The 24,882-nt window shown below is 57.5% G+C and carries 24 protein-coding genes and 2 tRNA genes; 21 read left to right on the top strand and 5 right to left on the bottom strand.

Features of this window, described 5'->3' with window-relative positions; all coding sequences use genetic code 11:
* Positions 1-25 precede the first annotated feature (25 nt).
* Positions 26-382 (top strand): DNA-binding protein, encoded by a 357-nt coding sequence (locus ACJ8IL_RS13640; RefSeq protein WP_025305044.1) that lies wholly within the window; start codon positions 26-28, stop codon positions 380-382.
* 50 nt (positions 383-432) lie between these two features.
* Here ACJ8IL_RS13640 and ispB read toward each other — a convergent pair whose 3' ends face one another.
* Complete coding sequence (gene ispB, locus ACJ8IL_RS13645) at positions 433-1,404, bottom strand: octaprenyl diphosphate synthase (RefSeq protein WP_025305045.1); 972 nt, start codon at positions 1,402-1,404, stop codon at positions 433-435.
* Between the two features lie 270 nt (positions 1,405-1,674).
* On the opposite strand from ispB, the gene rplU reads away from it, so the two are divergent.
* From rplU to cgtA, 4 genes are all read left to right on the top strand, one after another.
* Complete coding sequence (rplU, locus tag ACJ8IL_RS13650) at positions 1,675-1,986, top strand: 50S ribosomal protein L21 (RefSeq protein WP_004933561.1); 312 nt, start codon at positions 1,675-1,677, stop codon at positions 1,984-1,986.
* Positions 1,987-2,003: 17 nt separating this feature from the next.
* Positions 2,004-2,261 carry a 50S ribosomal protein L27 gene (gene rpmA / locus ACJ8IL_RS13655; RefSeq protein ID WP_004933559.1) on the top strand — a complete coding sequence of 86 codons (258 nt, stop codon included), beginning with the start codon at positions 2,004-2,006 and terminating at the stop codon, positions 2,259-2,261.
* Positions 2,262-2,366: 105 nt separating this feature from the next.
* Positions 2,367-3,338, top strand: a complete 972-nt coding sequence (locus ACJ8IL_RS13660; protein ID WP_049208595.1) for a DMT family transporter — start codon at positions 2,367-2,369, stop codon at positions 3,336-3,338.
* Positions 3,339-3,354: 16 nt separating this feature from the next.
* A complete protein-coding gene (gene cgtA, locus ACJ8IL_RS13665) occupies positions 3,355-4,527 on the top strand; it encodes an Obg family GTPase CgtA (RefSeq protein ID WP_025305047.1) in 1,173 nt (390 codons plus the stop codon).
* 36 nt (positions 4,528-4,563) lie between these two features.
* Here the strand turns inward: cgtA and pmrB are convergent, their stop codons facing one another.
* The 3 genes from pmrB to dacB are packed head-to-tail and all read right to left on the bottom strand — an operon-like array spanning position 4,564 to position 7,726.
* On the bottom strand, positions 4,564-5,625 hold the full coding sequence (pmrB, locus tag ACJ8IL_RS13670) for a two-component system sensor histidine kinase PmrB (RefSeq protein ID WP_442516595.1): 1,062 nt from the start codon (positions 5,623-5,625) through the stop codon (positions 4,564-4,566).
* On the bottom strand, positions 5,622-6,284 hold the full coding sequence (gene pmrA, locus ACJ8IL_RS13675; protein WP_019453348.1) for a two-component system response regulator PmrA: 663 nt from the start codon (positions 6,282-6,284) through the stop codon (positions 5,622-5,624). Before pmrA ends, pmrB begins: the two co-directional genes overlap by 4 nt.
* Before the next feature lie 8 nt (positions 6,285-6,292).
* Positions 6,293-7,726 carry a serine-type D-Ala-D-Ala carboxypeptidase gene (dacB, locus tag ACJ8IL_RS13680; protein ID WP_025305050.1) on the bottom strand — a complete coding sequence of 478 codons (1,434 nt, stop codon included), beginning with the start codon at positions 7,724-7,726 and terminating at the stop codon, positions 6,293-6,295.
* Positions 7,727-7,982: 256 nt separating this feature from the next.
* Between dacB and greA the strand changes: the two genes are divergently transcribed.
* A complete protein-coding gene (greA, locus tag ACJ8IL_RS13685) occupies positions 7,983-8,459 on the top strand; it encodes a transcription elongation factor GreA (protein ID WP_025305051.1) in 477 nt (158 codons plus the stop codon).
* Between the two features lie 112 nt (positions 8,460-8,571).
* Here the strand turns inward: greA and yhbY are convergent, their stop codons facing one another.
* Positions 8,572-8,865, bottom strand: coding sequence for a ribosome assembly RNA-binding protein YhbY (yhbY, locus tag ACJ8IL_RS13690; RefSeq protein ID WP_004933536.1), 294 nt, complete (start codon positions 8,863-8,865; stop codon positions 8,572-8,574).
* A gap of 143 nt (positions 8,866-9,008) precedes the next feature.
* Here yhbY and rlmE point away from each other — a divergent pair, with 143 nt between their 5' ends.
* The 15 genes from rlmE (at position 9,009) to nlpI (ending at position 24,863) form a co-directional block, all read left to right on the top strand.
* Positions 9,009-9,638, top strand: coding sequence for a 23S rRNA (uridine(2552)-2'-O)-methyltransferase RlmE (gene rlmE, locus ACJ8IL_RS13695; RefSeq protein WP_004933533.1), 630 nt, complete (start codon positions 9,009-9,011; stop codon positions 9,636-9,638).
* 56 nt (positions 9,639-9,694) lie between these two features.
* Positions 9,695-11,626, top strand: coding sequence for an ATP-dependent zinc metalloprotease FtsH (gene ftsH / locus ACJ8IL_RS13700; protein WP_004933529.1), 1,932 nt, complete (start codon positions 9,695-9,697; stop codon positions 11,624-11,626).
* A 92-nt stretch (positions 11,627-11,718) separates the two neighbouring features.
* Positions 11,719-12,555, top strand: coding sequence for a dihydropteroate synthase (gene folP / locus ACJ8IL_RS13705; RefSeq protein ID WP_025305052.1), 837 nt, complete (start codon positions 11,719-11,721; stop codon positions 12,553-12,555).
* A gap of 4 nt (positions 12,556-12,559) precedes the next feature.
* Positions 12,560-13,897: a phosphoglucosamine mutase gene (glmM, locus tag ACJ8IL_RS13710; RefSeq protein WP_122016933.1), complete on the top strand. Its 1,338-nt coding sequence runs from the start codon at positions 12,560-12,562 to the stop codon at positions 13,895-13,897.
* A gap of 220 nt (positions 13,898-14,117) precedes the next feature.
* On the top strand, positions 14,118-14,453 hold the full coding sequence (secG, locus tag ACJ8IL_RS13715; protein WP_004933519.1) for a preprotein translocase subunit SecG: 336 nt from the start codon (positions 14,118-14,120) through the stop codon (positions 14,451-14,453).
* 69 nt (positions 14,454-14,522) lie between these two features.
* A tRNA-Leu gene (locus ACJ8IL_RS13720) sits at positions 14,523-14,609 on the top strand.
* A 60-nt stretch (positions 14,610-14,669) separates the two neighbouring features.
* Positions 14,670-14,746: transfer RNA gene (locus ACJ8IL_RS13725), tRNA-Met, on the top strand.
* Positions 14,747-14,963: 217 nt separating this feature from the next.
* The gene (gene rimP, locus ACJ8IL_RS13730) at positions 14,964-15,416 is read left to right on the top strand and encodes a ribosome maturation factor RimP (RefSeq protein WP_028127574.1); all 453 of its coding nucleotides are present in this window, start codon (positions 14,964-14,966) and stop codon (positions 15,414-15,416) included.
* A gap of 21 nt (positions 15,417-15,437) precedes the next feature.
* On the top strand, positions 15,438-16,946 hold the full coding sequence (nusA, locus tag ACJ8IL_RS13735; RefSeq protein WP_019453340.1) for a transcription termination factor NusA: 1,509 nt from the start codon (positions 15,438-15,440) through the stop codon (positions 16,944-16,946).
* A gap of 23 nt (positions 16,947-16,969) precedes the next feature.
* Entirely contained in the window at positions 16,970-19,657 is a 2,688-nt protein-coding gene (gene infB / locus ACJ8IL_RS13740) for a translation initiation factor IF-2 (protein ID WP_004933511.1), read from the top strand.
* 70 nt (positions 19,658-19,727) lie between these two features.
* Positions 19,728-20,138: a 30S ribosome-binding factor RbfA gene (rbfA, locus tag ACJ8IL_RS13745; protein ID WP_004933508.1), complete on the top strand. Its 411-nt coding sequence runs from the start codon at positions 19,728-19,730 to the stop codon at positions 20,136-20,138.
* Positions 20,138-21,082, top strand: coding sequence for a tRNA pseudouridine(55) synthase TruB (truB, locus tag ACJ8IL_RS13750; RefSeq protein ID WP_039567792.1), 945 nt, complete (start codon positions 20,138-20,140; stop codon positions 21,080-21,082). Before rbfA ends, truB begins: the two co-directional genes overlap by 1 nt.
* A 124-nt stretch (positions 21,083-21,206) precedes the next feature.
* Entirely contained in the window at positions 21,207-21,476 is a 270-nt protein-coding gene (rpsO, locus tag ACJ8IL_RS13755) for a 30S ribosomal protein S15 (RefSeq protein ID WP_004933502.1), read from the top strand.
* A gap of 256 nt (positions 21,477-21,732) precedes the next feature.
* The gene (gene pnp / locus ACJ8IL_RS13760) at positions 21,733-23,850 is read left to right on the top strand and encodes a polyribonucleotide nucleotidyltransferase (RefSeq protein ID WP_025305055.1); all 2,118 of its coding nucleotides are present in this window, start codon (positions 21,733-21,735) and stop codon (positions 23,848-23,850) included.
* Between the two features lie 128 nt (positions 23,851-23,978).
* On the top strand, positions 23,979-24,863 hold the full coding sequence (nlpI, locus tag ACJ8IL_RS13765; RefSeq protein WP_025305056.1) for a lipoprotein NlpI: 885 nt from the start codon (positions 23,979-23,981) through the stop codon (positions 24,861-24,863).
* Positions 24,864-24,882: the final 19 nt, after the last annotated feature.

Genomic DNA, 24,882 nt, shown 5'->3' on the forward strand with positions numbered 1-24,882 from the left:
CCACTATTGCCCAGAGATGATGGCCATGAAAAACGAGTGGTTTGCCGCCAAGGAACTGACAGGCATCGCAGGATTACCCTCCTCACCACAGGGAATCAATTTGATGGCCCGGCGCGAAGGCTGGATCAGCCGCAGGCGTAAAGGCGTGCAGGGAAAAGCGTTGGAATACCATATCGATAGCCTGCCTTCAGGTGTGCGTAACCTGCTGGTGCTGAAGGAAGACGGGGCGGCCTATGACGTAGAACGCCAGGATCCGTTGGCGGTCTGGATCGAGTATTACTACCATTTGACGGAGAGCGAGCGCGAGAAAATGGTGGCTTTCCTGATGCGGGAAGGGATTGGCGGCCTGCTGGCGCGTATCGACGAAGAGAGCAATACCTAAGCAGGCCCGCGTACGCGGGCCTGATGAGTGTATTGCGAAATCACGATTTCTTAAAAATCGCGTTGCACCGCTAAATGGGCCAGGCCTTCCAGCGCCGTGCGGTGCTCCGATGCCGGCAACACCTGCAGCGCGGCGATCGCCTTGTCGGCCTCTTCCTCGGCGCGTTGGCGGGTGTATTCCAGCGAACCGCATTGCTGCATCGCCTGCAGTACCGGCTCCAACAAATGACGGCCGTTGCCTTGCTCAATTGCGCCACGGATCATGTCACGCTGGGCGTCGTCGCCGTTGTGCATCGCGTGCAGCAGCGGCAGGGTCGGCTTCCCTTCGTTCAGATCGTCGCCGGTGTTTTTGCCCAGGGTGCTGCCGTCGGCGCTGTAGTCGAGCAGATCGTCGATCAGCTGGAAAGCGGTGCCGAGGTAGCGGCCATAATCTTGCAGCGCCTTCTCTTGTTCGGCGCTGGCGCCGGACAGGATCGCCGACGATTGCGCCGCCGCCTCAAACAGACGGGCGGTTTTGCTGTAGATCACCCGCATATAGCTTTCTTCGCTGATGTCGGGATCGTGCACATTCATCAACTGCAGCACTTCGCCTTCGGCGATGACGTTGACCGCCTCCGACATCAGCGCCAGCACGCGCAGGGATTCCAGGCTGGTCATCATCTGGAAGGCGCGGGTATAGATAAAGTCGCCGACCAGCACGCTGGCGGCGTTGCCGAACGCCGCGTTGGCGGTGGCTTTGCCGCGGCGCATGTCCGATTCGTCGACGACGTCGTCATGCAGCAGCGTGGCGGTATGAATGAATTCGATCAGGGCGGCGACGGTGACGTGCTTGTTGCCTTCATAGCCCAACGCCCGCGCCGCCAGGACGGCGATCATCGGCCGGATGCGCTTACCGCCACCGCTGATAATGTAATAGCCAAGCTGATTGATGAGCGTGACATCGGAATTCAGCTGTTCGAGAATTGTTGCGTTCACGGCCGCCATATCTTGCGCGGTTAACTCGGTAATTTGCTCTAGGTTCATTGTGTTTTTTTCAGCTGTGTTTCTCTTCACCGCGTTGAGATCGCTGCTCACATCGGTACATGGCGGTAACTGTCCCTATGATTGTACTTGAAAAACGGTTCAGATAAACGCCACGAAAGAAACTGCGCTTTTTTTCTTCTTTTTTCTTGTTCTGGTCTTATTCTGCTCTTGTCATACGCTGCTTTTTTGCGTAGAATTCGCGCCCTATTGTGAATATTTATAGCGCGCTCTGAACTAACACAGTCGGGCACGCGGAAAGCGGAGTTTTATATGTACGCGGTTTTCCAAAGTGGTGGTAAACAACACCGAGTAAGCGAAGGTCAGACCGTTCGCTTGGAAAAGCTGGACATCGCAACTGGTGAAGCGGTTGAGTTTGACCAGATTCTGATGATCGCTAATGGCGAAGATATCAAAATCGGCGTTCCTTTCGTCGATGGCGGCAAGATCAAAGCTGAAGTTGTTGCTCACGGTCGTGGCGAGAAAATTAAAATTGTTAAGTTTCGTCGTCGTAAACACCACCGTAAGCAGCAGGGCCACCGTCAGTGGTTCACTGACGTTAAAATCACCGGCATCAGCGCTTAAGTTAGGAGAGCGGATTAATGGCACACAAAAAGGCTGGCGGCTCGACTCGTAACGGTCGCGATTCAGAAGCTAAACGTCTGGGCGTAAAACGCTTTGGCGGCGAAGCAGTACTGGCAGGCAGCATCATCGTTCGTCAGCGCGGCACCAAATTCCACGCTGGTACCAACGTGGGTTGCGGCAAAGACCACACTCTGTTTGCTTTGAAAGACGGTAAAGTCAAATTCGAAGTTAAAGGCCCGAGCAATCGTAAATTCATCAGCATCGAAGCTGAATAATTTTTCGAGCCTTACGAAATAGATGTAAGCCCCGCAATTCGTTGCGGGGCTTTTTACATTTATGGGTTGCCTGAGGGCAGGCCCGTCAGCGTTGGCGAAGGTGATATGGATACGAAGCAGCAGGTCGGCGTTGGCATTTCTCTGGCGTTAACCACGGCGGTTTGCTGGGGCGCGTTGCCGATCGCGATGAAAGAAGTGTTGGTCGTGATGGAGCCGTTTACCGTTGTCTGGTATCGCTTTACCATGGCCGCCATCGGTTTGGGCGTGATCCTCGCGGTACGCGGCAAGCTGCCGCGGCTGACGATGTTCCGCCAGCCGCGTTGGCTGCTGCTGTTGGCGATCGCGACGGCGGGGCTGCTAGGCAACTTTGTGTTCTTCAGCTCCTCGCTGCAATACCTGAGCCCGACGGCGTCGCAGGTGATTGGCCAGCTGTCGCCGGTGGGCATGATGTTCGCCAGCGTGCTGATTTTAAAAGAACGTATGCGCATCACCCAGGTTATTGGCGCCCTGATGCTGATTTGCGGACTGATGCTGTTTTTCAACGTCAGTTTGATAGAGATCTTCACCCGGCTGACGGACTACACGCTGGGCGTTATGCTGGGCGTGTGCGCGGCGATGGTTTGGGTGAGCTACGGCGTGGCGCAGAAGGTGTTGCTGCGCCGACTGGCTTCGCCGCAGATCCTGGTTATGTTGTACACTTTATGTGCGATAGCGTTGTTCCCTCTGGCCAAACCCGAGGTGATTTTCCAGCTGAGCGGCTGGCAATTGGCGTGTCTGCTATTTTGTGGCGCCAACACGCTGATCGGCTACGGCGCGTTGGCAGAGGCGATGGCACGCTGGCAGGCGGCGCAGGTGAGCGCGTTGGTGACGCTGACCCCGCTGTTTACCCTGCTGTTTTCAGATTTATTGGCGCTGGCCTGGCCCCAGGCATTCGCTGCGCCGACGCTGAACGTCGTCGGCTATGTGGGTGCGTTTGTGGTTGTGGCGGGCGCCATGTTTTCCGCAATTGGTCACCGGTGGTGGCCGCGACGGGCAGAACCCCCCCTGGTTGCTCCTTTGAAGCAGCCCGGTGAATGATTTACGGAGACGGTAAATGAAGTTTGTAGATGAAGCAGCGATTCTGGTCGTTGCAGGCGACGGCGGCAACGGGTGCGTCAGCTTCCGCCGCGAAAAATATATCCCGAACGGTGGGCCTGACGGCGGTGACGGCGGTGACGGCGGCGACGTTTACCTGCTGGCGGATGAGAACCTCAACACCCTGATCGACTACCGCTTTGAGAAGTCTTTCCGCGCCGAGCGCGGCCAGAATGGCCAGAGCCGCGACTGTACCGGCAAACGCGGTAAAGACGTCATCATCAAGGTGCCGGTCGGCACGCGCGTGAAGGATCAGGGCACCGGCGAGATCCTCGGCGACATGACCCGCCACGAGCAGAAGCTGATGGTCGCCAAAGGCGGCTGGCACGGCCTGGGCAACACCCGTTTCAAATCTTCGGTCAACCGCGCGCCGCGTCAGAAGACGCTGGGTACCGCGGGCGAAGCGCGTGACCTGTTGCTGGAGCTGCTGCTGCTGGCCGATGTGGGCATGCTGGGGCTGCCGAACGCCGGTAAATCGACCTTCATCCGTGCGGTGTCCGCTGCCAAACCTAAGGTGGCTGATTATCCGTTTACCACGCTGGTGCCGAGCCTGGGCGTGGTGCGCATGGACCACGAGCAGAGCTTTGTGGTTGCCGACATTCCGGGGTTGATCGAGGGGGCCTCCGAAGGGGCGGGCCTGGGTATTCGCTTCCTGAAACACCTGGAGCGTTGCCGCGTGCTGCTGCACCTGGTGGACATCGCGCCGATCGACGAAACCGATCCGGTGGAAAACGCCAAAGTGATCATCAACGAGTTGAACCAATACAGCGAAAATCTGGCGCAGAAGCCACGGTGGCTGGTGTTCAACAAAATTGATGTGATTGGTGAGGAAGAAGCCGCCGAACGCGCCAAAGCGATTGTGGAAGGCATGGGTTGGGAAGGGAAGTACTACATGATCTCCGCCGCCAACCGCGAAGGCGTCAACGCGCTGTGCTGGGACGTGATGAACTTCATCAACACTCAGCCGAAAGCGATGGCGATTGAAGAAAGCGCGCCGGAAAAAGTCGAATTCATGTGGGATGACTACCACCGCGAGCAAATCGCGGAGGTGGAAGCCGAAGCGGAAGATGACTGGGATGACGACTGGGACGAAGACGACGACGAAGGCGTCGAAATCATTTACCAGAAGTAATTCGGTGATAAAGGGCTCAGCAACGCTGGGCCCTTGTTATTTGAGCGCCTTTTCCGGCAACCAGCACTGGGCGTTCAGGCCGCGCGCATCGCGGCGGTTTTCCAGCGTCAATCGCCCCTGGTGCAGTTGCGCGATGCGGATCACGATATTCAGGCCCAGTCCGCTGCCGCCGTAGCGTTGATCCATGCGGCGAAACGCCTGCGTCAGCTCCCCAACCATCTCTTCCTTGATACCCGGGCCATCGTCGATGACCTGCAGCAGATAGCCGCTGTCTTGCGGCGTTAATCGCACCTGCATCGCGCCGCCTTCCGGGCCGTAACGGTGGGCATTTTCGACCAGGTTGCGCAGCAGCAACCGCAGCAGCACCGGATCGCCGTTCACCGTGGCGACGGCCGGCAATTGCCAATCCAGCGTCTGTCCGCGTTGGGCGGTCATTTCGTCGAGTTCTTCGCGCAGCGGTTGGATCACATCGGCCACCCAATCGAAATGCTGATAATGGCCGCTGGCGAAGTCTTGCCCGGCGCGCGACAGCATCAGCAACTGCTCGACGGTGTGCATCAGTTGATCGATTCGGGCGATCAGCGCCTGGCTGCCCTTGACGCCCTGCTTTTCCATCAGTTCCAGGTGCAGGCGGATGCCGGCCAGCGGCGTGCGCAGCTCGTGGGCGGCGTCGGCAGTGAACAGGCGTTCCTGTTGAATGGTGTTATCCAGCCGTGAGAACAGCTGATTGAGTGCATTGGTGACCGCTACCATTTCCTGGCTGTCGCTGGTGATTGGCAGCGGCGCCAGGTTATCGGCAGAGCGCTTTTCCAGCCGCTGCTGCAATTGGTTTAGCGGGCGGATGATCCAGCTGATGGCCCAAAACGACGCCAGCAGCGTGACGACCATCATGATCAGCGAAGGCGCCAGCAGCGACGCGATGGCCTCGGCGATCTCGGTATCGACGCGCTCGGTACGCACTTTGGCGGACAGGGTTTCATCCACCAGGAAACTGATCTGCTCCTGGCTTTCGTGCCACAGCCAGAAGGCGCTGATGAGTTGTGTGACCAGCAGGATCAGCGCTAGCATCAGCAGCAGGCGGCGGCGCATGCTGATCATGACGAGGGTTCCAGGCGATAGCCGATGCCGCGCACGGTGCGGATGCGATCCTTGCCCAGTTTGCGGCGCAGGTTGTGGATGTGCACCTCCAGCGTGTTGGAACCCAGGTCGTCCTGCCAGGTGTAGAGATCCTGCTGCAGGAGTTCACGATTGACCGTCTGCCCGGCACGCATGATAAGACGCGCCAGAATGGCAAACTCTTTCGGCGTAACCTCCACCGGCTGTTGCTGCAGGTAGACCTGCTGGCTGGAGAGGTTCAACTGCAGGTCATCCACCTGCATCAGATTGTCGCTGTGGCCCTGGTAGCGCCGCAGAAGGGCCCGCACGCGCGCCTGCAGCTCAACCAGCGCGAAGGGTTTGACCAGGTAGTCATCGGCGCCGGCATCCAGCCCGTCGACGCGATCTTCCAGGGCATCACGGGCGGTCAGGATCAGCACCGGCAGATCGATCTGCTGGCGGCGCCACTGCCGCAGCAGTGCGGCGCCGTCCATGTCCGGCAGACCGAGATCCAGGATCACCATGCTGTATTGGCTGGTGATGAGCAGGCTGTTGGCCTCCGCCGCCGTGGCGGCGCAGTCGCAGACGTAACCTTCGCCGGTCAGCGCCAGTGCCAGCCCCTGTTGCAACAGTTCATCATCCTCAACGACCAGCAGCTTCATGACGATCCTCAGTTGTTTTGGTAAATGTCCCGATACAGGCGGCTTTCGAAGCGCACCAGCGGCGCGCGGCGCTGTTTCTGATCTTCTGGCGGCACGGCGTAGCCGGAGAGATACTGCACGAAGGCCATGCGCTGGCCGCTGGCGGTCGTGATGAAGCCCGCCAGGTTGTAGACGCCCTGCAGTGCACCGGTCTTGGCCGACACCTTGCCGTCGACGCCGGCTTCGTGCAGGCCGCCGCGGTAGCGCAGGGTGCCATCATAGCCGGACAGCGGCAGCATCGAGATGAAGTTCAGCTCGTTGTCGTGCTGAGCGATGTACTGCAGCGCCTGCATCATAGTCGCCGGCGCCAGCAGGTTGTGGCGCGACAGGCCGGAACCGTCGGCGATAATGGTATTGCCCAGATCGATGCCGGCCTTCTGGCGCAGCACCTGCCGCACTGCATCGGAGCCCGCTCGCCAGGTGCCCGGTACGCCGAAGCGCTCGTGGCCGATGGTGCGGAAGACGGTATCGGCGATCATGTTGTCCGATTTCTTCAGCATGATCTTCAACAGATCGTGCAGCGGCGCCGACTGAGTTTGCGCGATCACCGTGCCGGTGATGCCGGGACGCGTCTGGCGTTTCAAGTGCCCGTCGATCTGGATACCGGCCTGGGTCAGTTCGTCTTTCAGGATTGCGCCCGCATAGCTGGCGCCATCCTGGATGGCGAAGGCCAGCGGCAGCGGTTCGCTGCGCTGCGTCAGGCAGCCGGTCAGGGTAAAGCGGTTCAGCTCGCCTGGCACTACGTCCAGCTCGCAGTACTGTGCGTCTGCTGAACCGCGCGCCAGGGTGCGCACCTGGCTAAACATATTGACCGGATAATAGGAGGCGACGCGGATAAACGCCATGTCGCCCGGATTCGGTGCGCTGTACAGCGAGACCGAGAAACAGTTGCGATCGACGATGGCGGCAGCCGGTGGCGCGCTGAAGCACTGCGTCAGATCGTTCCACGGCCAGCCGGGCGCTTTGTCATGGCTGGCGAAGACCGAGGTATCGACCAGGACGTCGCCGCTGATTTGGCGCACGCCCTGTTTCTTCAAGACGGCCACCATATTGCGCAGGCTCTGGCGCTTGAAGGTCGGATCGCCGCTGAAGCGGGCGATCAGGTTGCCGCGCAGTACGCCGTCGCGGATATCGCCCTGGCTCTCCAGCGTGGTGGTAAAACGGTAATCGGGCCCGAGTTGCAGCAAGGCTGCCAGCGCCGTCAGCACTTTTTGGGTACTGGCCGGCAGCGCCATCTGCTGAGAGTGATAATCGATCGTCGGCGCGCCGGCACCGATTTTCTGAACGACCAGGGCAAGGTTGGCCCCATCAGGCAGATATTGTGTGTACTCTTCAACCGGGGCCGCATTCGCATTCAGAACAAATGCGCAAGCCAATGCACTGACAATTCGTGAAAAACGCATAATCTCGGGATAACAGCTGGATAACGTGCCGTCATACTACGGTGCAATCAGGGAAAAAGTAAACGATGACCCTCAAGGAACTCTAGGCTAAAATGCGTATCAAAATGCAAAACCAATCTTGGCTTGGGCCTCGTTCCGAGTCAGGTTTCTTTTGTTTGTCGCCTGGAGGCGGGTGGCGGTATGCCAACCGTGTTTTCATACGAATACGTCAGGATGACGGTTATTTGAACAGGAAAGATTTAGAGGTATTTATACGATGAACCAAATTCCGATGACCTTGTTTGGCGCTGAAAAACTGCGCGAAGAGCTCGAATATCTGAAAAGCGTGCGCCGCCCGAAAATCATTGCGGATATCGCTGACGCCCGTGAGCACGGCGATTTGAAAGAGAATGCCGAGTACCATGCCGCCCGTGAACAGCAGGGTTTCTGCGAAGGCCGCATTCAGGAGATCGAAGCCAAGCTGTCCAATGCTCAGGTGATCGATATCACCAAGATGCCGAACACCGGCCGGGTGATCTTCGGCGCCACCGTATCGGTGATGAATCTGGACAGTGAAGAAGAAGTGACTTACCGCATCGTTGGCGACGATGAGGCCGATTTCAAGAAAAATCTGATTTCGGTAAACTCGCCGATGGCGCGCGGCCTGATCGGCAAAGAGCAAGACGACGTGGTGGTGATCAAAACCCCCGGCGGCGACGTGGAATACGAGATCCTGAAGGTCGAGTATCTCTGATCGAGGCCGTTGGTCATTAATGCGCCAACGTTTTGTAAAGATAGGAAAAAGGCCGCAAGCGGCCTTTTATCTTCGTCAGGCGCATGGCACCTTTTCGTTAACCTGATGGTTATTAACGCGGTAGACTGATCTTGCGCTCTTTCGACGGGCGGTAAAGAATAAGCGTACTGCCGATAACTTGTACATTGCAGGCGCCCGTTTCACGCACGATAGCGTCGGCGATCAGGGTTTTGGTTTCGCGATCTTCAGCGGCGATTTTTACCTTGATCAGCTCATGATGCTCCAGAGCCTGTTCAATTTCAGCCAGCACCCCTTCGGTAAGACCGTTATTGCCCAGCATTACCACCGGTTTTAACGGATGCGCCAGGCCTTTCAGGTGCTGTTTTTGTTTATTATTCAGATTCATTGTCTTTTTTGCTTAAGTTGGGATTGAAAACGGTACATTCTACCGCCATCTCATGTATATCACCAAATCGGTCTTCACCGGTGTGAGTCTACGTGAGCAGCGACCCTGACATAAGACTCTTTTTATGATAGTTGGAAAACGAGATGGCTAATAAAAAGCGTTCGGCTAGCTCCAGTCGCTGGTTACAAGAACACTTTAGCGATAAATATGTGCAGCAGGCGCAGAAAAAGGGACTGCGTTCCCGTGCCTGGTTTAAACTTGATGAAATACAGCAGAGCGACAAACTGTTCAAACCGGGAATGACCGTGGTTGATCTGGGCGCCGCACCGGGCGGCTGGTCGCAGTATGTGGTCACCCAAATCGGCGGTACCGGGCGCATCATCGCCTGTGATATTTTGCCAATGGATCCTATCGTTGGCGTCGATTTCCTTCAGGGCGATTTTCGTGATGAACTGGTGCTGAAGGCGCTGTTGGAACGAGTAGGCGAGAGTAAGGTTCAGGTGGTCATGTCCGATATGGCCCCGAATATGAGTGGCACCCCGGCGGTCGATATTCCAAGGTCGATGTATCTGGTGGAGTTGGCGCTGGATATGTGTCGTGATGTCCTCGCACCAGGCGGAAGTTTCCTGGTGAAGGTGTTCCAGGGAGATGGCTTTGACGAGTACCTACGGGAAATTCGCTCCCTGTTTACGAAGGTTAAGATTCGTAAGCCAGACGCTTCCCGCGCCCGTTCGCGCGAAGTGTACATTGTAGCGACAGGGCGCAAACTGTAGTACCCTAACGCTGTTTGTTAACACAGTTGTAAGATGAGGTTAATCCCTTGAGTGACATGGCGAAAAACCTAATTCTCTGGTTAGTCATCGCGGTAGTGTTGATGTCTGTATTCCAGAGCTTTGGGCCCAGCGAGTCGAATGGCCGTAGGGTGGATTACTCTACCTTCATGTCCGAACTGACCCAGGACCAGGTTCGCGAAGCGCGAATCAACGGACGTGAAATTAACGTTACCAAGAAAGACAGTAACAAATACACGACCTACATCCCTGTCAACGATCCTAAGTTGCTGGATACGTTGTTAACGAAGAATGTGAAAGTTGTCGGCGAGCCGCCTGAAGAGCCGAGCCTGCTGGCTTCTATCTTTATCTCTTGGTTCCCGATGCTGTTGCTGATCGGGGTCTGGATCTTCTTTATGCGGCAAATGCAGGGCGGCGGCGGCAAGGGCGCGATGTCCTTCGGCAAGAGCAAGGCCCGCATGCTGACGGAAGACCAGATCAAGACCACTTTCGCCGATGTCGCCGGTTGTGACGAAGCGAAAGAAGAGGTGAGCGAACTGGTGGAATACCTGCGCGAACCGAGCCGTTTCCAGAAGCTGGGCGGCAAGATCCCGAAAGGCGTGCTGATGGTTGGCCCGCCGGGGACCGGTAAAACGCTGTTGGCGAAAGCGATCGCCGGCGAAGCGAAGGTACCGTTCTTCACCATTTCCGGTTCCGACTTCGTCGAAATGTTCGTCGGCGTGGGTGCATCCCGCGTGCGCGACATGTTCGAACAAGCGAAGAAAGCCGCGCCGTGCATCATCTTCATCGATGAAATCGACGCCGTCGGTCGCCAGCGTGGCGCCGGCCTGGGTGGCGGTCACGATGAGCGTGAGCAGACCCTGAACCAGATGCTGGTTGAGATGGACGGCTTCGAAGGCAACGAGGGCATCATCGTCATCGCGGCGACCAACCGTCCAGACGTGCTTGACCCTGCGCTGCTGCGCCCGGGCCGTTTCGACCGTCAGGTCGTGGTCGGGCTGCCGGATGTGCGTGGCCGTGAGCAGATCCTGAAGGTGCACATGCGCCGCGTGCCGTTGGCTGCCGACATCGACGCCTCCGTCATTGCGCGTGGTACGCCGGGCTTCTCCGGTGCCGACCTGGCCAACCTGGTCAACGAAGCGGCGCTGTTCGCCGCCCGCGGCAACAAGCGCGTGGTGTCGATGGTGGAGTTCGAAAAAGCCAAAGACAAGATCATGATGGGTGCGGAACGTCGCTCCATGGTGATGACCGAAGCGCAGAAAGAGTCGACCGCGTATCACGAAGCGGGCCACGCCATCATTGGCCGCCTGGTTCCTGAACACGATCCGGTACACAAGGTCACCATCATTCCTCGTGGTCGGGCGCTCGGTGTGACCTTCTTCCTGCCGGAAGGGGATGCGATCAGCGCCAGCCGTCAGAAGCTGGAGAGCCAAATCTCCACCCTGTACGGCGGTCGTCTGGCGGAAGAGATCATCTACGGGCCGGAAAAAGTCTCTACCGGTGCGTCGAACGACATTAAAGTGGCGACCTCCATTGCCCGCAACATGGTGACCCAATGGGGCTTCTCCGAGAAGCTGGGGCCGCTGTTGTATGCGGAAGAAGAGGGTGAAGTGTTCCTGGGCCGTTCCGTGGCCAAGGCGAAGCACATGTCGGATGAAACCGCGCGTATCATCGACCAGGAAGTGAAGTCGCTGATCGAACGTAACTACACGCGTGCTCGTTCGCTGTTGATGGAAAATATGGACATCCTGCATTCGATGAAGGATGCGCTGATGAAGTATGAAACTATCGATGCGCCGCAGATCGACGATCTGATGAACCGCAAAGACGTGCGTCCGCCGGCGGGCTGGGACGATGCGAACAAAGGCAACAGCTCCGACAACGGTGGCACTCCGAAAGCCCCGACGCCGGTAGATGAGCCGCGCACCCCAACGCCGGGCAACACCATGTCCGAACAGCTCGACAAGTAACAGCGGCTGTGTAATAACATCAAACCCCGGTACGCCGGGGTTTTTTTTTGCCCGGCGGGCAGTGAACCAGGCAACAGTAAGGTGGACCAACCATGCAGTTAACCGTGCGCGACATGACGCTCAACCTCTCCTATCCGCAGGTGATGGGTATCCTCAATGTGACGCCAGATTCGTTTTCCGACGGCGGCCGTCACAACACCCTGAACCAGGCGCTGCTCCACGCGCATGCGCTGATTTCGGCCGGTGCCACGATGATCGATATCGGCGGCGAATCGACAAGGCCGGGGGCAGCTGAGGTGAGTGAAGAGGAAGAATTGGAACGGGTCGTGCCGGTGGTGGAAGCGCTGGCGCAGCGCTTCGAAGTCTTTATCTCGGTCGATACCTCGAAAGCGGGCGTGATCCGCGAATCGGCGCATGCAGGCGCACATCTGATTAACGACATTCGTTCGCTGCAGGAGCCGGGTGCCCTGGCGGCGGCGGCGGAAAGCGGTCTGCCGGTCTGTCTGATGCATATGCAAGGGCAGCCGCGCACCATGCAGCAGGCGCCGCATTACGATGACCTGATTACCGATGTTCAGGCGTTTTTCGAGCATCATATTCAGCGCTGTAACGAGGCGGGGATAACAAATCAGAAATTGCTGCTCGACCCAGGCTTCGGTTTCGGTAAAAATTTGGCGCACAACTATCAGCTTCTGGCACGGTTGTCGGAGTTTCATCGTTTCGGTTTGCCGCTATTGGTCGGCATGTCGCGTAAATCGATGATTGGGCAACTGCTGAACGTGCCGCCGGATCAACGGGTTATCGGCAGCGTGGCCTGCGCGGTGATCGCGGCGATGCAGGGTGCGCAGATTGTCAGAGTGCATGACGTTAAAGAAACCGTCGAGGCGATGCGTGTCGTCGAGGCAACACTTTCAGCTAAGGGACAGTAGAGACATGAGCGAGCGCAAATATTTTGGCACCGACGGCATCCGTGGCAAGGTCGGGGACAGCCCCATCACGCCGGACTTCGTGCTGAAGCTGGGCTGGGCGGCCGGTAAAGTGCTGGCGCGTCACGGTTCCCGCAAGATCATCATCGGTAAGGATACGCGCATCTCCGGCTATATGCTGGAGTCCGCTCTGGAAGCCGGTCTGGCGGCCGCTGGATTGTCCGCCTCCTTCACCGGGCCGATGCCCACGCCGGCGGTGGCCTACCTGACGCGTACCTTCCGCGCCGAAGCAGGCATTGTCATTTCCGCTTCGCATAACCCGTTCTATGACAACGGTATCAAGTTCTTCTCAATCGACGGCGCCAAACTGCCGGACAACGTCGAAGAGGCAATTGAAGCCGAGATGGAAAAACCGCTGACCTGCGTGGAGTCCGCCGAGCTGGGTAAAGCCAGCCGTATCATCGACGCCGCCGGCCGTTACATCGAATTCTGCAAAGGTACCTTCCCGAGCGAGCTGAGCCTGAAGGGGCTGAAAATCGTGGTCGACTGCGCCAACGGCGCGACTTACCACATCGCGCCGAGCGTGCTGCGCGAATTGGGCGCCACGGTGATCGCCATCGGCGTAGAGCCGGACGGCATGAACATCAACGAGAAATGCGGCGCTACCGACGTGCGTCAGCTGCAGGAGCGCGTGCTGCAGGAAAAAGCGCACGTTGGCCTGGCGTTCGATGGCGACGGCGACCGCGTGATGATGGTGGATCACCTGGGCAACAAGGTGGACGGCGACCAGATCCTGTACATCATCGCCCGTGAAGGCCTGCGTCAGGGGCAGCTGCGCGGTGGTGCGGTCGGCACCCTGATGAGCAATATGGGGCTGGAGCTGGCGCTGAAACAGCTGGGCATTCCGTTCGCGCGCGCCAAAGTGGGCGACCGCTACGTGTTGGAGAAGCTGCAGGAACTGGGCTGGCGCATCGGTGCGGAAAACTCCGGTCATGTTATCCTGCTGGACAAAACCACCACCGGCGACGGCATCGTGGCCGGGCTGCAGGTGCTGACCGCCATGGTACGTAACCACATGAGCCTGCACGACCTGTGCAGCGGCATGAAGCTGCTGCCGCAGATCCTGGTCAACGTGCGCTTCGCCGGCGAGCATAATCCGCTGGAGTCTGACGCGGTGCGCAAGGTCACCGAGCAGGTGGAAACCGAGCTGGCCGGCCGTGGCCGGGTGCTGCTGCGCAAATCGGGCACCGAGCCGCTGATCCGCGTGATGGTGGAAGGCGAAGACGAGCAGCAGGTGACCGCGCTGGCGCATCGCATCGCCGACGCGGTGAAATCCGCAGGTTAAAACAGACAGTTAGCCGTCGGGCTCGGCATCGCTGAGCCCGAACAGACGATTGTTGGCGTTTTTTTCCGCAAACGCGCCGGCGGCAGCAAATTGCCCTTGCGCGGGTTGGCGGCTTTGGTTAGTATTCACACCCGCTTCAGTAGGCAGTTTGTAAAAACGCCTGCTTGATGAGTGTGAAGCATTTGGCATGCGGTGAGGCCGCAAGGATACGGGTACTACTATGTACGAAGCTCTTCTGGTAATTTTCCTGCTGATCTCAATCGGGCTGGTTGCTCTGATTATGCTGCAGCAAGGTAAAGGCGCTGATATGGGAGCCTCTTTCGGAGCAGGTGCATCAGGCACGTTGTTCGGTTCGAGTGGTTCCGGTAACTTTATGACCCGCATGACTGCTGTGCTGGCGACGCTGTTCTTCGTCATCAGCCTGATTCTGGGCAACCTCAGCAGCAACCAAAGCAAGAAAGGCAGCGAGTGGGAAAACCTCGGTCAGCCAGTGAAAACTGAGCAGACAACCGCGCCGGCAGCACCTGCCAAGCCGAGCAGCGACATCCCGCAGTAAGCCGCAAAAAGTTTGTAAACGGTGGTTGTGAACTCGAAGGAACAACGGCCGTTAGCAGTAAGAATCAGTACCGAGGTGGTGGAATTGGTAGACACGCTACCTTGAGGTGGTAGTGCCCTAACGGGCTTGTGGGTTCGAGTCCCATCCTCGGTACCAAATCCCAGAGATAACTTGCAATTTTGCGATTATCGGCGTAGTATTTGCCACGTTTTCGGACGCGGGGTGGAGCAGCCTGGTAGCTCGTCGGGCTCATAACCCGAAGGTCGTCGGTTCAAATCCGGCCCCCGCAACCACTTTCCTTTAAGTGTTTATTTTCAAATACACTTTTCGATTGAAACCCGCTTTTCTCGATCAACATTTGAAAATGACACTTGCTCGAAAGTTGTACCGAGGCCGCCTAGCGGCAAACAGGGTCCAGTTGCATAAAGCCCCGATTTTTCGGGGTTTTTTGTTATTTGGCAACAGAATCACTGGGCTATTTAGCCCTTTTTTTATGTCTTGGGGGTGGGCTTGTCCACATTAGAGCAACAGTTAACAGAGATGCTTTCGGCACCGGTAGAAGCGTTGGGCTTTGAGCTTGTAGGCATCGAATTCATTCGTGCGCGCCAATCGACGCTCCGCATCTATATTGATAGTGATAACGGCATCAATGTTGATGATTGCGCTGATGTCAGCCACCAGGTCAGCGCTGTATTGGACGTCGAAGATCCAATCACGGTCGCTTACAACTTGGAAGTCTCCTCTCCTGGCCTTGATCGCCCGATGTTCACCGCAGAGCACTATACGCGTTTCCTCGGTGAAGAAGTCAGCCTGGTCCTGCGCATGGCGGTACAGAACCGTCGCAAGTGGCAGGGTATTATCAAGTCTGTCGAAGGCGAGATGATCACGGTTACTGTGGAAGGGAAAGATGAAGTGTTCGCGCTGAGCAACATCCAGAAAGCGAACCTGGTACCCCACTTTTAAAGTTTGGAAGAGGCAACTAGGATGAACAAAGAGATTCTGGCTGTTGTTGAAGCAGTTTCCAATGAAAAATCCCTTCCGCGCGAGAAGATTTTCGAAGCGCTGGAAACTGCATTAGCCACCGCAACCAAGAAAAAATACGAGCAGGAAATCGACGTGCGCGTCAGCATTGACCGCAGAACCGGCGATTTCGACACCTTCCGCCGTTGGGTCGCCGTAGACGAAGTGACTCAGCCAACGCGTGAAATCACGCTGGAAGCCGCTCAGTTTGAAGATCCGAGCATCGAGCTCGGCGGCTACGTCGAAGATCAGATCGAATCCGTGACCTTTGACCGTATCACCACCCAAACCGCCAAGCAGGTTATCGTGCAGAAAGTGCGTGAAGCCGAGCGTGCGATGGTGGTCGACGCTTTCCGTGAACACGAAGGTGAGATCGTTACCGGCGTGGTGAAGAAAGTGAACCGTGACAGCATCGCGCTGGATCTGGGCAACAACGCCGAAGCGGTGATTGGCCGTGAAGACATGCTGCCGCGCGAAAACTTCCGCCCGGGCGACCGCATTCGCGGCGTACTGTACGCCGTGCGTCCTGAAGCTCGCGGCGCGCAGCTGTTCGTCAGCCGTTCCAGTTCGGAAATGCTGAAAGAACTGTTCCGCATCGAAGTGCCGGAAATCGGCGAAGAAGTGATTGAAATTAAAGCGGCAGCCCGCGATCCAGGCTCCCGCGCGAAAATTGCAGTGAAAACCAACGACAAGCGCATCGACCCGGTCGGCGCCTGCGTAGGTATGCGCGGTGCGCGCGTTCAGGCTGTGTCGAGCGAGCTCGGCGGCGAACGCATCGACATCATCCTGTGGGATGATAACCCTGCGCAATTCGTCATCAACGCCATGGCACCGGCCGACGTCGCGTCGATCGTGGTAGACGAAGATAACTGCACTATGGATATCGCCGTTGAAGCCAGCAACCTGGCACAGGCGATCGGCCGTAACGGCCAAAACGTGCGTTTGGCTTCCCAGCTGCTGAAACAACATCGCGGCGACGATCGTTGGGAACTGAACGTGATGACGGCGGACGACCTGCAGGCCAAGCACCAGGCCGAGGCTCATGCCGCTATTGATACCTTCACCAAGTATCTTGATATCGACGAAGATTTCGCCACCGTACTGGTTGAAGAAGGCTTCTCCACGCTGGAAGAGCTGGCCTACGTGCCGATCAAAGAGCTGTTGGAAATCGACGGTCTGGATGAAGATACGGTTGAAGCATTGCGCGAACGCGCCAAAGCTGCATTGACCACGCTGGCCCTGGCACAAGAAGAAAGCCTGGGCGACAACAAACCGGCCGACGATTTGCTCAACCTGCCGGGTCTTGAGCGCAGCATGGCCTTTAAACTGGCCGCGCGTGGGGTTTGTACGCTGGAAGATCTTGCCGAGCAGGGTGTTGACGATCTGGCTGATATTGAAGGGCTTAGCGATGAGCAAGCCGGCGAGCTGATCATGGCTGCACGCAATATCTGTTGGTTTGGCGACAACGCGTAATAACTGTAGCAGGAAGGAACAGCATGACGACAGATGTAACCGTAAAATCGCTGGCAGCAGAGATTCAGACTCCGGTTGATCGCCTGGTACAGCAGTTTGCTGATGCAGGGATCAACAAGTCCGAGTCGGACTCTGTTACCCAGCAAGAAAAAGAAACATTGCTGGCGCACCTGAACCGTGAACACGGCAGCGCGCCGGGTAAACTCACTTTGCAGCGCAAAACGCGCAGCACCTTGAATATCCCGAGCACCGGCGGTAAAAGTAAATCGGTGCAAATTGAGGTCCGCAAGAAACGCACTTATGTAAATCGCGATACGCAGGAAGCCCAGTTGGCTGAAGCGGCAGAGCAGGCACAGCGTGAAGCGGAAGAGCAGGCACGGCGCGAAGCGGAAGAGCTCGCAAAACGCGAAGCGGAAGCGAAGCGCGCAGCCGAAGAGCAAGCCAAACGTGAGGCCGCGGAGATTGCTAAGCGTAATTCAGCGGAAAAAGAAAAAGTGACCAATCAACATACCGACGAAATGACCAAGCCAGCTCAGGCGGAAAAAGCACGCCGTGAAGCCGAAGCCGCTGAACTGAAACGTAAAGCGGAAGAGGAAGTGCGCCGCAAGGTTGAAGAGGAAGCCAAGCGCGTGGCGGAAGAAGCCCGTCGCATGGCCGAAGAGAACGGCGAGAAGTGGGCCCAGGCCGACGCGGCAAGCGCTGCGGTTGAAAGTGCCGACTATCACGTGACCACTTCTCAGCATGCGCGTGCCGCAGAAGACGAAAACGACGCCAAAGTTGAAGGCGATCGTCGTAGCCGCACCCGCGGCGGCAAAGCGACCAAGCAGAAGAAAGGCAACAAGCTGTCCGAATCCAAAGCGGATCGCGAAGAAGCGCGTGCCGTTACCCGTGGCGGTAAAGGCAAACGCAAGCCTAGCGCTCTGCAGCAGGGCTTCAACAAGCCGGCGCAGGTGGTTAACCGTGACGTGGTGATCGGTGAAACCATCACCGTGGCCGAGCTGGCCAACAAGATGGCGGTAAAAGGTTCTCAGGTCATCAAAGTGATGATGAAGCTGGGCGCTATGGCCACCATCAACCAGGTTATCGACCAGGAAACCGCGCAGCTGGTTGCCGAAGAGATGGGCCACAAAGTTATTCTGCGTCGTGAAAACGAGCTGGAAGAAGCGCTGATGAGCGACCGTGATACGGGCGCTGCGGCTGAGCCGCGCGCGCCGGTCGTGACCATCATGGGCCACGTTGACCACGGTAAAACCTCTCTGCTGGACTACATCCGCTCCACCAAAGTGGCGGCGGGCGAAGCCGGCGGCATTACCCAGCACATCGGTGCCTACCACGTAGAAACCGAGAACGGCATGATCACCTTCCTGGATACCCCGGGCCACGCCGCGTTTACCTCGATGCGTGCTCGTGGTGCTCAGGCGACTGACATCGTGGTTCTGGTGGTGGCGGCCGACGACGGCGTGATGCCACAGACCATCGAAGCTATCCAGCACGCGAAAGCGGCGCAGGTGCCGTTGGTGGTTGCGGTGAACAAAATCGACAAGCCGGAAGCCGATCCGGACCGCGTTAAGCAGGAACTGTCTCAGTACGGCGTTATGCCGGAAGAGTGGGGCGGCGAAGCGCAGTTCGTTCACGTGTCCGCGAAAGCCGGTACCGGTATCGACGAGCTGCTGCAGGCTATCCTGCTGCAGGCCGAAGTTCTGGAACTGAAAGCGGTACGCAGCGGCATGGCGAGCGGCGTAGTGATCGAGTCCTTCCTGGATAAAGGCCGTGGCCCAGTGGCTACCGTACTGGTTCAGGAAGGTACGCTGAACAAGGGCGACATCGTCCTGTGCGGCTTCGAATACGGCCGTGTGCGTGCGATGCGTGACGAGCTGGGCCGTGAAGTGACCTCTGCCGGTCCGTCTATCCCTGTGGAAATCCTGGGTCTGTCCAGCGTGCCTGCAGCGGGTGACGAAGCGACCGTGGTGCGCGACGAGAAGAAAGCGCGTGAAGTGGCGCTGTATCGTCAGGGCAAGTTCCGCGAAGTCAAACTGGCGCGTCAGCAGAAGTCCAAGCTGGAAAACATGTTCGCCAACATGACCGACGGCGAAGTGTCCGAGCTGAACATCGTACTGAAGTCCGATGTGCAGGGTTCTTGCGAAGCGATCAGCGACTCGCTGCTGAAACTCTCTACCGACGAAGTGAAGGTGAAGATTGTCGGCTCCGGCGTAGGTGGGATCACCGAAACCGACGCGACGCTGGCTGCGGCTTCCAACGCCATCATCCTGGGCTTCAACGTGCGTGCCGACGCTTCTGCGCGCCGCGTGATCGAAGCGGAAAGCCTGGATCTGCGTTACTACTCCGTGATCTATAACCTGATCGACGAAGTGAAGCAGGCGATGAGCGGTATGCTGGCGCCGGAATACAAGCAGCAGATCATCGGCCTGGCCGAAGTGCGCGACGTGTTCAAATCGCCTAAGTTCGGCGCTATCGCCGGCTGTATGGTTACCGAAGGGACCATCAAGCGTCACAACCCAATCCGCGTACTGCGCGACAACGTGGTTATCTATGAAGGCGAGCTGGAATCCCTGCGCCGCTTCAAAGATGACGTTAACGAAGTCCGTAACGGCATGGAATGTGGTATCGGCGTTAAGAACTATAACGACGTGCGCGTCGGCGACATGATCGAAGTGTTCGAAATCATTGAGATCCAACGCACCATCGCTTAACGATTGCACATCTGCTTATATCTGTTTACGGGGGGCCTTTGTGCCCCCCGATTTGTCTGGAGAATCCAAAATGGCAAAAGAATTCAGCCGCGGTCAACGTGTGGCGCAAGAGATGCAGAAAGAGATTGCGATCATTCTGCAGCGTGAAGTTAAAGATCCGCGCGTCGGCATGGCGACCGTTTCCGGCGTGGAAGTGTCCCGCGACCTGGCGTATGCCAAGGTTTACGTCACCTTCCTGAACGTATTGACCGAGAACCACGATCCGGATCTGGTCACCAACGGCATCAAAGCGTTGCAGGACGCTTCCGGCTATATCCGTACCCTGCTGGGCAAAGCGATGCGCCTGCGCGTGGTGCCGGAGCTGACCTTCGCCTACGACAACTCCCTGGTGGAAGGCATGCGCATGTCCAACCTGGTGACCAACGTGGTGAAGAACGACGCCGAGCGCCGTTCCGCCTCAGGCGATGACAAGGAGGATTAATGAGTCGCCCTCGTCGCCGCGGCCGTGACATCCACGGCGTTCTGTTGCTGGACAAGCCGCAGGGGTTGTCGTCCAACGATGCGCTGCAAAAAGTAAAACGCCTGTACAACGCCAACCGAGCGGGCCACACCGGCGCGCTCGATCCGTTGGCGACCGGCATGCTGCCTATCTGCCTGGGCGAAGCGACCAAGTTTTCGCAATACCTGCTCGATTCCGACAAGCGTTATCGGGTGATCGCCAAGCTGGGGCAGCGCACCGATACCTCCGACGCCGACGGCCAGATCGTGCAGGAGCGCCCGGTGAATTTCACCCAGGCGCAGCTCGATGCGGCGCTGGACACCTTCCGCGGCGACATCCAGCAGGTGCCGTCGATGTATTCGGCGTTGAAATACCAGGGCAAGAAACTCTACGAGTATGCGCGCCAGGGGATTGAAGTGCCGCGCGAAGCGCGCAGCATCACGGTGTACGAGCTGCAGTTTATCCGCTGGGAAGGGGATGAGCTGGAGCTGGAGATCCACTGCTCGAAAGGCACCTACATCCGCACCATCACCGACGATCTCGGCGAGCTGCTGGGCTGCGGCGCGCACGTGATCTATCTGCGCCGCCTGCAGGTGGCGACTTATCCGATCGCGCGCATGGTGACGCTGGAACAGCTGAACGCCTTGCTGGCTCAGGCGCAGGAACAAGCGATCGCGCCCGGCGAGCTGCTCGATCCGCTGCTGATGCCGATGGACAGCCCGGTTGAGAACTATCCGGAAGTGAATTTGCTGCCGGTGGTCGCGGGTTACGTCAAGCAGGGGCAACCGGTGCAAGTGGCCGGCGCGCCGGCTTCCGGCCTGGTGCGTATCACCGAGGGTGAAGAGCGAAAATTCATCGGCGTTGGCGACATCGCCGAAGATGGTCGCGTGGCGCCGCGCCGCCTGGTGGTCGAGCATTTCGACTGACGGCGGGGCACTGCGTCGCCTTGCGATCGCACTGCGCTAAGAGTAGAATGGCGCAGCTTATGCATTGGGTTGCTGAATTAGAGATCGGCGCCTGTTTTTATTATCTATAATCTGGAGTATTACAATGTCTCTAAGTGTTGAAGCTAAAGCTCAAATCGTAGCTGATTTCGGTCGTGGTACTAACGACAGCGGTTCTACCGAAGTTCAGGTTGCCCTGCTGACTGCGCAGATCAACCATCTGCAAGGCCACTTCTCCGAGCACAAAAAAGATCACCACAGCCGTCGTGGTCTGCTGCGTATGGTTTCTCAGCGTCGTAAGCTGCTGGACTACCTGAAGCGTAAAGATGTAGCACGTTACACCAGCCTGATCGAGCGTCTGGGTCTGCGTCGCTAATCTAGCAAGTTTCAGTGGAAAGGGGCCTATTTTGGCCCCTTTCTTCTAGGAAGCATAAGCAAATCAGGTTAATGTATTACTGATGTTTCCAAACAGGTTCTTCCGTTACAGAGGTTCGCGCGGCTAATGAGAGGCTTTATCTCCTGCCTGAGATAAGGATTGTCATTAGTCGCGAGGATGTAGTGAGAAGGCAAATCGAGTCACAGGCGTGTCGAGTCGTCAATGCGATTGCGCGCCGCTAATCAAGGATATAATTTTGCTGACACCGATCATTCGCAAATTCCAGTATGGCCAGCATACCGTCACCATCGAAACCGGTATGATGGCTCGTCAGGCCACCGCCGCCGTTATGGTGAGCATGGATGACACCGCCGTATTCGTTACCGTCGTTGGCCAGAAAAAAGCCAAGCCGGGCCAGAGCTTCTTCCCGCTGACCGTTAACTACCAAGAGCGTACTTACGCCGCCGGCCGCATCCCGGGCAGCTTCTTCCGTCGCGAAGGCCGTCCGAGCGAAGGCGAGACCCTGACTTCCCGTCTGATCGACCGTCCGATCCGTCCACTGTTCCCGGACAGCTTCCTGAACGAAGTTCAGGTGATCGCGACCGTGGTTTCCGTTAACCCGCAGGTGAACCCGGACATCGTCGCGATGATCGGCGCCTCTGCCGCCCTGAGCCTGTCCGGTATTCCGTTCAACGGCCCAATCGGCGCAGCGCGCGTAGGTTACATCAACGATCAGTATGTGCTGAACCCGACAACTGACGAGCTGAAAGAAAGCCGTCTGGATCTGGTGGTTGCCGGTACTGCAGGCGCGGTGCTGATGGTTGAATCCGAAGCGGAAGTGCTGAGCGAAGATCAGATGCTGGGCGCCGTGGTGTTCGGCCACGACCAGCAGCAAGTGGTTATCGAAAACATCAACTCCCTGGTTGCCGAAGCCGGCAAGCCGAAGTGGGATTGGCAGGCCCCTGCGGTCAACGAAGCGCTGCACGCGCGCGTGGCTGAACTGGCCGAAGCTCGCCTGGGCGACGCTTACCACATCACCGAAAAACAAGAGCGTTACGCTCAGGTTGACGCGATCAAAGACAGCGTGGTTGAAACCCTGCTGGCGCAGGACGAAACGCTGGACGCCGGCGAAATCCAGGACATCCTGGGCAACGTCGAGAAGAACGTGGTGCGTAGCCGCGTACTGCGTGGCGAGCCGCGTATCGACGGCCGTGAAAAAGACATGATCCGTGGCCTGGACGTGCGCACCGGCGTACTGCCGCGCACCCACGGTTCCGCGCTGTTCACCCGTGGCGAAACTCAGGCGCTGGTTACCGCGACCCTGGGTACCGCGCGCGACGCACAGAACCTGGACGAGCTGATGGGCGAGAAGACCGACAGCTTCCTGTTCCACTACAACTTCCCTCCGTACTCCGTAGGCGAAACCGGCATGGTCGGTTCTCCTAAGCGTCGTGAAATCGGTCACGGTCGCCTGGCGAAACGCGGCGTATTGGCTATGATGCCTAAACCGGAAGATTTCCCGTACACGGTTCGCGTCGTGTCTGAAATCACCGAATCCAACGGTTCTTCTTCCATGGCTTCCGTGTGCGGCGCATCTCTGGCGCTGATGGACGCCGGTGTGCCAATCAAGGCTGCCGTTGCGGGTATCGCGATGGGCCTGGTGAAAGAAGCCGATAACTTTGTGGTTCTGTCCGACATTCTGGGTGACGAAGATCACCTGGGCGACATGGACTTCAAAGTGGCCGGTAGCCGCGACGGTATCACCGCGCTGCAGATGGACATCAAAATCGAAGGCATCACCCGCGAGATCATGCAGGTGGCTCTGAACCAGGCCAAGGGCGCGCGTCTGCACATCCTGGGCGTGATGGAACAGGCTATCAGCTCCCCACGCGGCGATATCTCCGAATTCGCACCGCGTATTCATACTATCCGCATCAACCCGGATAAAATCAAAGACGTGATCGGTAAGGGCGGTTCCGTTATCCGCGCACTGACCGAAGAGACTGGCACTACCATCGAAATTGAAGATGATGGTACAGTTAAAATCGCTGCGACCGACGGTGAGAAGGCGAAATTCGCTATCCGTCGTATCGAAGAGATCACGGCAGAGATCGAAGTGGGTCGTATCTACCAGGGTAAAGTGACCCGTATCGTTGATTTCGGCGCATTCGTCGCTATCGGCGGTGGTAAAGAAGGTCTGGTGCACATTTCTCAGATCGCCGACAAGCGCGTTGAGAAAGTGACCGACTATCTGCAGATGGGTCAGGAAGTGCCGGTTAAGGTACTGGAAGTTGACCGTCAGGGCCGCGTGCGTCTGAGCATCAAAGAAGCGATGGCGCCGGAAGCAGGTTCACCTGCGCCTGAAGCAGAATAACTGTATAGATAGTTTTACAGCTCCCCGCCATGGGGTTGGGAGCTGTTCGTATCGCGCGGGTAGGATACCCGCGTTTTAGCAAACGGAGGACAGGACGTTCATCCAATGTTTGTCTTCGGGAGTGGGAAATGAAGCCTTTCTTGCGCTGGTGTTACGTTGCGACAGCACTCATGCTGGCAGGATGCAGCAACCATGATTGGCGTAAAGACGAAGTTTTGGCAATCCCGTTGCAGCCTACGTTGCAGCAGGAAGTGATCCTGGCGCGCATGGAACAAATTCTTGCCAGCCGGGCACTGACGGATGACGAACGCGCACAGCTTTTATATGAGCGCGGTGTGCTGTATGATAGCCTCGGGTTACGTGCATTAGCGCGCAATGATTTCTCGCAGGCGCTGGCGATACGTCCCGACATGCCGGAAGTTTTCAACTACCTGGGCATTTACTTAACGCAGGCAGGCAATTTTGATGCTGCCTATGAAGCGTTTGATTCTGTACTAGAGCTTGATCCAACTTACAATTACGCGCGTTTAAACCGGGGCATCGCACTGTATTATGGCGGCCGCTTCCCGTTGGCGCAGGATGATCTGCAGGCGTTTTATCAAGACGACCCAAACGATCCCTTCCGTTCGTTATGGCTGTATCTGGTGGAGCGAGAAATCGATCCCAAGAAGGCCGAGGTAGCGCTTCAGCAGCGCTATGACAAATCGGACAGAGGGCAATGGGGATGGAATATTGTCGAATTCTACCTGGGCAAGATCAGCGAAAAAACGCTGATGGAACGCCTCAAGGCAGATGCAACGGATAACACTTCGCTCGCTGAGCATCTCAGTGAAACTGACTTCTATTTGGGTAAACACTACCTGAGTCTGGGGGACAAGGACACCGCTTCGGCGCTGTTCAAACTGACGGTGTCTAACAACGTTCACAACTTCGTTGAGCACCGCTATGCATTGTTGGAATTGGCGCTTTTGGGCCAAGAGCAAGACGACCTATCGGAATCGGACCAGCAATAGCTGACGAACACCTATCAGC

The organism is Serratia sp. CY47444 (assembly GCF_052168635.1).
GTDB lineage: Bacteria > Pseudomonadota > Gammaproteobacteria > Enterobacterales > Enterobacteriaceae > Serratia > Serratia bockelmannii.